At 65.3% G+C, this 7,926-nt stretch carries 1 protein-coding gene and 1 CRISPR repeat array; the gene reads right to left on the bottom strand.

The annotated features are described in order from the left end of the window. Window positions 1–111: 111 nt before the first annotated feature. Window positions 112–567: a CRISPR direct-repeat array (repeat unit 29 nt; unit sequence CGGGACACCTCCGCGGGCGCGGAGCGGAC). 626 nt (window positions 568–1,193) lie between these two features. Continuing rightward, entirely contained in the window at window positions 1,194–7,886 is a 6,693-nt protein-coding gene (locus AB0G52_RS39980) for a polymorphic toxin-type HINT domain-containing protein (protein ID WP_361344057.1), read from the bottom strand. Window positions 7,887–7,926 lie beyond the last annotated feature (40 nt).

The raw sequence follows: 7,926 nt of genomic DNA, 5'->3' as shown, positions 1-7,926 counted from the left end.
AACGGCTCGATTCGGTCCCACATCGCATCAGTGATCACTAGCCGGACGGACATATCTGATCAACCGACGAGCGGATCAAGGAGACACGCTCTAGGACTGACCATGAACCGACGGGACACCTCCGCGGGCGCGGAGCGGACCGGCGGGCGTACACGTCCAGCACCCGGGGGAGCGGGACACCTCCGCGGGCGCGGAGCGGACACCGGATCCTCGCCGACCCCCGCATGCGCCACCGGGACACCTCCGCGGGCGCGGAGCGGACCACATGTGGGCAGTCTTAGGGTCTAGGAAGTTCGGGACACCTCCGCGGGCGCGGAGCGGACTTGGCGCGGGGGCCTTCGTGGAACCGCTCGAACGGGACACCTCCGCGGGCGCGGAGCGGACTTCGTCGTCGGCCCGGCTGTCGTCCGCGTCGTCGGGACACCTCCGCGGGCGCGGAGCGGACGTCGTCTACAACCTGCGCGACGCCTCCCCGTACGGGACACCTCCGCGGGCGCGGAGCGGACTTCACGAGGTGGGCGCGTTCCTGCTGGTAGAGCGGGACACCTCCGCGGGCGCGGAGCGGACTTCGCACGGGAACTCCCTCAGAAGTGAGCCGGGAAAACACGCTCTTTGAGAAGAGATCCCCGCCGGTCCGTTCGCTCGCGTGTGCCCCTTCAACAGAGCTGAGCACCCCCGATCGTCGGTCCGGCTCTCACCTGGGCCCCACGGGTGAAGATGGCACGGTCGCGGGACGTTCCCGCCGATGTCGCGCTTCGTGCCGTTACGAGCCAGCCCGTCACCCGATCCGGTCAAGATCAGATGAGCTCACTGCGGGCGTCTCCCATAATACGGACGAACAACGCTGGCCAGCTTTCGCTGGACCGACCGAATTGCCATCACAGTTACCTCATCTCCGAATCCGGTCGTCGTCGCCCACTCGACACCCGATCCAGCCAGATCGCTGACGAAGACAATTTCCACACCCAGGAGTGTCCTCGCCCAGTCAACGCGGGAAATCTGAACATCCTTCGCCAACATCTCGCGGATCCTGCGACTCTCTTCGACTAGGTCGGCAAAGTCCCTGAATCCGATCGCCGCAGCCAGTTCATCACTGCAACGAGCAGGTCCTCCCCACTCCAGGAGGGCGCGCCGAAGCAACTCAACCTCTGATTGCGCCAGCACCTGGCTCGGGCGCGGTGAATTTTCATCCATCAGTTCAAGCCATTCCAGTATTCATCTATCGTTGCGGCACTTCGATTAAAGACCGTCCCCATATCGGGGCTCATGGGGTCGTGAATCACTACCGTCGACCCGTCGTTCCCCTGATAGGCTCTCCGGCCACTGCCAAGATTTTTCGCGCGAGCGGGATTGTTTATCACGCCCCGGACGTGAGTTTCGAGGTCCTCTGCGGACATTCCAGGAAATTCACCGCCATGCTTGGCATTGGCGTGTCCGCGCGCGATCGACCCAGCATCGCCGGCCCTTTCTGCGTCGGTGATTCCCTTTCCGCTCGCTTCGGCAGATTCCCAGACATCATCACTCAGAGCATCTGCACGCAGCTTGGGGGTATCTCCGAAGTCGCAATAGCAGTCGTCTGCATGCGCGGGATCGTCGCAGTTGTGGACGAGAACAGCTGTAGTCCCGGCCAGCACATAGTACGTGTGGAGTTGCTGGACGGTCAGATTCCAGCGGTTCGCAGCACCCGATGTGGCTTCGATAGCAACGACGGAGACGTGGCCGTTGCCAGAGGTACTGAGGGTGTCGTCGTGGTGGAGTTGACCAGCGGAGACCCAACTGTGGGTAGTTTCGTTCCAGAAGGGGTGGTTGGTGGTGGTGTGGATGGTGGAGAGATTGCCGCTCTTGGTGCGGATGGTGAGGCTGAGTAGATCGTGGTCGTGGTTGATCCACACATGCTGGACGGTACGGGCACCTTGATGTTTACCGCTCTTCGGGTCCGCTGCCTGGACCTTGTCGCCAACTTTGATCTTACTGATTGCCTTGGTCTTCCCGCCAGCCATCAGGACGCGCGTGGACGGCGCAAAGCTGCACATTACGTCGTCGAACTCGTCGTATCCGATGCGACCCGAGATGGCGCCCAAGTCCCCCATCGATCCGCCGATCATTCCCGATAGCATCGCGAACGCGAACAGGGTGTTCCGTGCACCGCACAAACCATTGCCGGCGGCGCACTCCACCACCTTGGGGACTACTGTTTTAGTGGCCGTCTGGGTCTGGCAACCGTAGTTCATGCCCATGGCGTAGACGCAGCCCTGGCCAGTCGAGGAGCTTTTGTGTGCGGTACCCCGACTCGTGTTGCATGAGCCGTTGTGGCAGCCTGCCCTGTTGGTGGGGGTGCTGCCGGATCCTGCATGGTCGGTCAGTGCCGGCGAGTCGGGGTTCTTGTCGGTCGGCGTGCGGTTGATGCAGGTGGGGCAGTTGCGGGTGGGACAGTCGGCCGAGGCACACAAACCTGTCGGATCGCTCTTGGAGATCGGGTCGTCTCCAGCGTAGGTGTAGCCGCCGAGTTCTTGGGGACTGGTGGCTTCGAAGACAGGGTCAAGGCTGATGAAGCGGCCGAGGGCGGGGTCGTATTCGCGGGCGCCGATGTCGGTGAGACCGGTGGCGGTGTCGGTGGTCTTGTTGAGGAAGGTGCGGTTGTCGACCCAGGTCGTCGTGGTGCCGCGGGAGTTGCCATAGGGGTCGAACTGGCGCCAAGTGGGGTTCTGTGCGGTGCTGTCGAGGTAGAGGCTGTTCGTTCCATGCTGGTCGTCGGCGAGTTCGAAGCCGTAGTTGGTGCCAGTGCCGGTACGGACGATAGTGGCGCCGCCGGGGGCGGTGTAGTAGCGCACGCCTGTGGCGGTGCCGGCGGCGTCGTTGAGCGTGATCTGTTCGCTGCCGAGGTACAAAGTGGTGGTGCTGGGATCGATCTGCAGCAGCAGGTTGCCGTCGGCGTCGTAGATGTAGTTGGTGGCGGTGCCGGTGGTGCTGTTAGAGACGCTGGTCAGTTGTCCGGCGTTGTTCCAGAGGAGGGTCTGGTTGCCGGTGCTGGTGTTGCGGGTCTGGGTGTTGCCGGCGTCGTCGTAGGTGTAGCTGGTCGAGCTGGTGGAGCCGCCGGTGTTGGTGGTGCCGGTCAGGGTGTTGGGCTTGCCGGACCAGATGCTGGTGGTGAGGGTGTCGCTGCCGGAGCCGGAGACCGTGTGCTGGGTCTGGGTAAGCCGGTTGCCGATTTCGTCGTAGGTCCAGCTGGTCCAGTACGTGCCGCCGCTGATCCCGTCGCCGACGGTGCTGTGGTCACTGCCGGTGGGGGTGGCGGAGCAGCTGTCCGTCGCGGTCCACGCGCTGGTGAGCCGGTCGAGGGGGTCGTAGGCGTAGCACTGGGTCTCGGCCATGGTGCTGGAGCCGGAGCGGGTCTCGGTCTGGCGGGTGATGTTGCCGGACAGGTCGTACTTGTAGGCGGTCTCGTCAACGCTCGCGGGGCTGGTGGTGGAGCGGGTGACGAGCTGGTCGGTCAGGTCTCCGGTGTGCGCGTCGTAGGCATCGGTAACGGTGGCGTACGAGCTGGCGGAACCCAGCTGGACCTGGGCGACCTGGTTGTAGGCGCTGTATGCGGTGCTTTGCACGTAGCTGTAGGCGGTGGTGGCCAGCCCGTCTGCTTCATCATCGTTGTTGTAGCCGTGGGTGACCACCTCAGCAGGCAATCCGCCGCCTAGGGCGTAGCCGTCGGTCCACAGCAATCCGTTAACGCTGGTGTAGGAGTGCGTGATCTTCCACGTCTTGCCGAGGACCGAGCCCTGCGCGGCGGACGGGATGATGGTCTCTTCACCGAGGGACTCACCAAAGACGTTGAAGTTCACGGCCTGCTGCACGTAGGCGTAGCCACCGCTGTAGGAGGTGGCGGTGGTGACGTGCCCAACCGGGTAGGTCATGCCGGAGATGGCGGTGTCGGAGTTGTCGTAGACCCAGGCTGCGGTCTGGTTGCCGGGTGAGGTGGTGGAGGCGTAGGCGACCTGGTTGGCGGTGGCGGCTGCGTACTGGCCGGTCTTCCGGTCGAGGGCGTCGTAGGTGTAGGAGACGTACTGGCCTCGGGAGTCCTGGGTTTGCAGCAGGTTCCCGTCGGCGTCGTAGGTCATGTACGAGGTGCCGGCGGTGGGGTCGGTCTTGGAGAGCACCTCGCCCATGAGGTCGTACGTGTTGGTCCACACCTGGTTCTTGGCGTCGGTGGTGGTGGACTGCTGGTTGTGGCCGTCGTAGCCGTAGGTGGTGGCGGTGGTGGCGCCGCCGGTGAGGTAGAAGATGCCGGTGGCTGGGTTCAGCGGCGTGGTGAGGGTGGGGGCGGTGGTGTACTCGTCGAGTTCGCTGGTGCGGCCGAGTGGGTCAGTGCGGGTGGTCTTGGTGACGCCGCCGGTGGGCGGGATGACAGTGGTCGCGTCTCCGTTGTAGACCGTGGTGGTGGTCGAGACGAGCGAGCCGTTCTTCTCGGAGATGTCGTAGATCTGCCGGCCGAGCCCGTCGTAGGTGTACACGTCCTGCTCGGCGACCTGATTGTCGGCCACCGACTTCAGCCCCAGCGTCGGCGTGGTCGTGGAGTCCCAGTAGTCGGTGTTCTTCTTGTAGGCCCAGCCGCGGGAGTCGTACAGGGTGTCGTCGAGCAGACGGCCGCCCTGGGGGGTGTAGGTCTGGGTCTGGCGGGTGCGGCCGAGGGAGTCTTCGATGCTGACCGAGGTGAGGTAGCCGCTGTTGTCGTTGAGAGTGTTGGTCACCACACCCGACAGGGAGCTGTTGGACAGCGTGTAGGTGTAGGTGAGGTTCGCCAGCGAGGTGGTCGCACGCGAGTTCTTCCACACCGACGTGGCCCGGCCCAGCGCGTCGTACTGGACGGTCGTCACCACGTGGTTGGCATCCGTGCTCGTCAGAGTGAGTCCGCGCTCGGGATCCAGCGTCGAGCTACTCGTGTGAGCGACCCCGCTGACGGTCGGCGCGGTGACCGATTGCCCGGTGGTCAGGTAAGCGGAGTTGACCGTATAGCTGGTTGAGGTGGTATTGCCGTTGCCATTGGTGGTGCTGGACAGGCGGTGGTAGGTGCTGTCATAGGCGTTCTTCGCGGTGGTCCGCCAGGTGAAGGCGCCCGACCCGTAGTCGGTGGCCTTGCGGGTCATCGTGACCAGGCCCATGGTCGGGGCGGCGGCCTGCGGGAACGCAGTGGAGAAGGTGGCGTCGTCGTAGAACGTGCGGGTGGCGGAGACGACCTGGTCCGGGCGGTTGACGCTTGCGGGTGCGCCGAGGGTGTTCAGTCCGTTGGGCACGGAGGTGACAGATCCCTCGGTGAAGCCGGAGCAGGCGACGGAGTCCGTCTCGGCGCCGGAGACGAGGCCGACGAGGTTGGCGCCGGCGTTGGCGGGGGCGTAGGTGGTGGCGGTGCAGCGGTCGTAGGCAGTGTCGGCCGGCACGGTGTGCGTGTAGGTGTAGGTCGGCAGGCCGAAGTCGTCGTCGGAGCGGGTGGCGTCGTAGGTGGTGTCGGTCTCGTTGTAACGCCAAGTGGTGCTGCCCTTGTCGGTCAACCGTTGCCGAGTCCACACCTCGGCGGTGGCGCTGGCATTGGCAGTCAGGTCCGGCAGCCCGGACCGTGTGCGGGTCGCGGTGACCGCGGAGATCCAATACGAGGTGATCGTGGAGTGGTCGACTCCTCCGCCAGCGCCGAGGTAGGAGGTGGACTCCAGTATCTGCCCAGCGAGTTGGGGGGAGTCGGTGTGGCTGCCGCCCTGGGAGTCGGTGAGCGGCACGCTGCGGGTCTTCGTGGACGAGAGCCAGTCGCCGTCCATACCCTGGTAGTAGGAGTCGACCTGCTTGGTCTGGGCGTCGCCTGAACCGTTGCCGGTGGTGGTGGTCACCTGCCGGTAGCCGCGCCACTGGCCGTAGGTGCGGTACTTGGCCTTGGTGGTCTCGTCGTCGTCGTAGTGCCAGGCCGCACCGCTGTAGGAGTAGTCGGTCTCCTTGGTCGCGGAGCCGCCAGTGGTATCGGTCTCCAGGACCTCCTGGACCGCGTACTTGTTGAACCAGTCCAGCATCGGGCTGATGTAGCCGCTGGGCGTCCAGTACTCCGGGAAGCACGAGGCGGTGTTCGAGGACGGCGTGGCTGAGGTCGAGCAGGCGGTCGGCAGCGTGTAGGAGACGCCGGTGACCCCGCCCAGCTCATTGGTGATCTTGGTGATGCGGTAGCGGAACAGTCCCGGATAGGTGACGGTGCTCACCCGGTTCTCCAGGGCGGAGCCGGTGAACTGCACCGCCGGCATGGTGATCGACGAGGTGGAACCGCCCGCGGTGGTGTCCGAGCCGGTGCGCTGGATGGAGGACAGCCACAGCGTTGCGCTGGTCGCATCCCCGGTGGAGGGCTCCGTTTGCGTCAGTGCGTAGGAGTCGACGGTCACGTACGCGCTGGAGGCGACCGAGTACTGCTGGGTGGTGATGGACTTCAGACGGACGGTGGAGAAGAACGACGGCGCGTACGGGTTGCAGGTGGCGCCGGATGCGCAGACGAGGTCGTAGGGGACGTCGGGGTAGTAGGAGGCGTTGGAGGAGGTCTCCGCGCTCCCGCAGTTGGTGCTGGTGGAGGTGCAGCGCACCGACGTGGTGTAGACGATCTTGTCAGGGACGGTGCCGTAGGGGCCGGTGGTCGTGGTGAAGCCGTAGTCGATGTGCGCGAGGTAGGAGTCGCGGACGTACTTGACCTCGGAGTCCCCGTTGTGGGCGCCGTAGTAGTTGGTGTCCTGCTTGTAGTAGTACGCCATCGCGGCGCCGGTGACGGTGGTGACGTAGTCCAGGTGCCACTTGTAGGCCATGGTGCAGTAGCTGCTGGTGGCCGTGGAGTTGTAGCAGGGATCGCCGATGTGGGCGGAGTACACGCGCTCGGAGTCCACCGAGTTCGTCGTGTCGTTCCCCGACGCCCAGCCGGGCAGTTCGTTGCGGCCGAAGTAGTACTTGGTGCCGTCCCGCTCTGTGATCACCCAGTACGACGTGTCGTAGGTGCCGGAGCCGTTGGACGAGCCGGTCACTTTGCTGACCGTCGCGCCGTCGTCGGCGGCCAGCTTGTAGGTGGAGGTGTCCTTGTCGTAGACGATCGAGGTCGATGACCCGTTCAGCGACATGGTCAGGACCGGGCCGTCGTAGCACTCATCCGATGTCGTGACCGACCCGGCGCTGCCCTCGGGGGAGTCGGAGCAGGGCGTGAACTCCTGGGATATGAAGGAGTCCTGGGTGGTCCATCCGTCGCCGACCCAGGACGACTGGGCCTGGGTGTTGGCCGTCTTTCCGTCGACGCTGCCGGAGTCGTAGGACAGCGACGCGTCCGGCGCAAGCGACGTCGTGGCCGCCGGTGACTCCACCTTGTAGGTGTAGGTGAAGTCCCCCGAGGATCCCGACTGGCCCCAGGAGCCCGCGGACGACAGGGTCGAGGCGTAGTTGCCGCCGGCTCCGCCCTCCTGACCGGTGGAGTCGGTGGCTGCGATCACGGTGGCCGCGCCGGACGTTGAGGCCGTCTGTGCCGTCGCCGACGCGTAGACCGAACCGGTGTAGACAGCCGAGACGGCCGCCCCCGCGCCAGCACTGCGCTTGCCGGTGAAGGCAGCGTTCTTCGCCGAGGCGGTTCCGGCGAGCGTGACGTCTGCGGATACGGCCGTGTTCTTGGGGTCGTTGCGTGACGTCAGCGGCGTCTGCTTGCGGCACTTCGCCAGTTGCGGAGTCGTCAGCGCGCAAGCCGGCAGTTCCACCAGATGCAGCCGGGAGGCAAAGTTACCGCCGATGGCCTGGCTGAACGCGCCGTAGTCCAGGCCGACCTTCACCCGGCCCGAGCCGGCCACGATGGTCCCGGCGTCAGAGGCAGTGGACAGGGTCCAGACCGGGCCGGACACGCCAAGCCGAGCGGACAGCGACCGCGACCTGACCGAGACC

The organism is Streptomyces sp. NPDC021562, from assembly GCF_040640875.1.
Taxonomy (GTDB): domain Bacteria; phylum Actinomycetota; class Actinomycetes; order Streptomycetales; family Streptomycetaceae; genus Streptomyces.
This window is presented reverse-complemented; position numbering and strand designations above follow the sequence as displayed.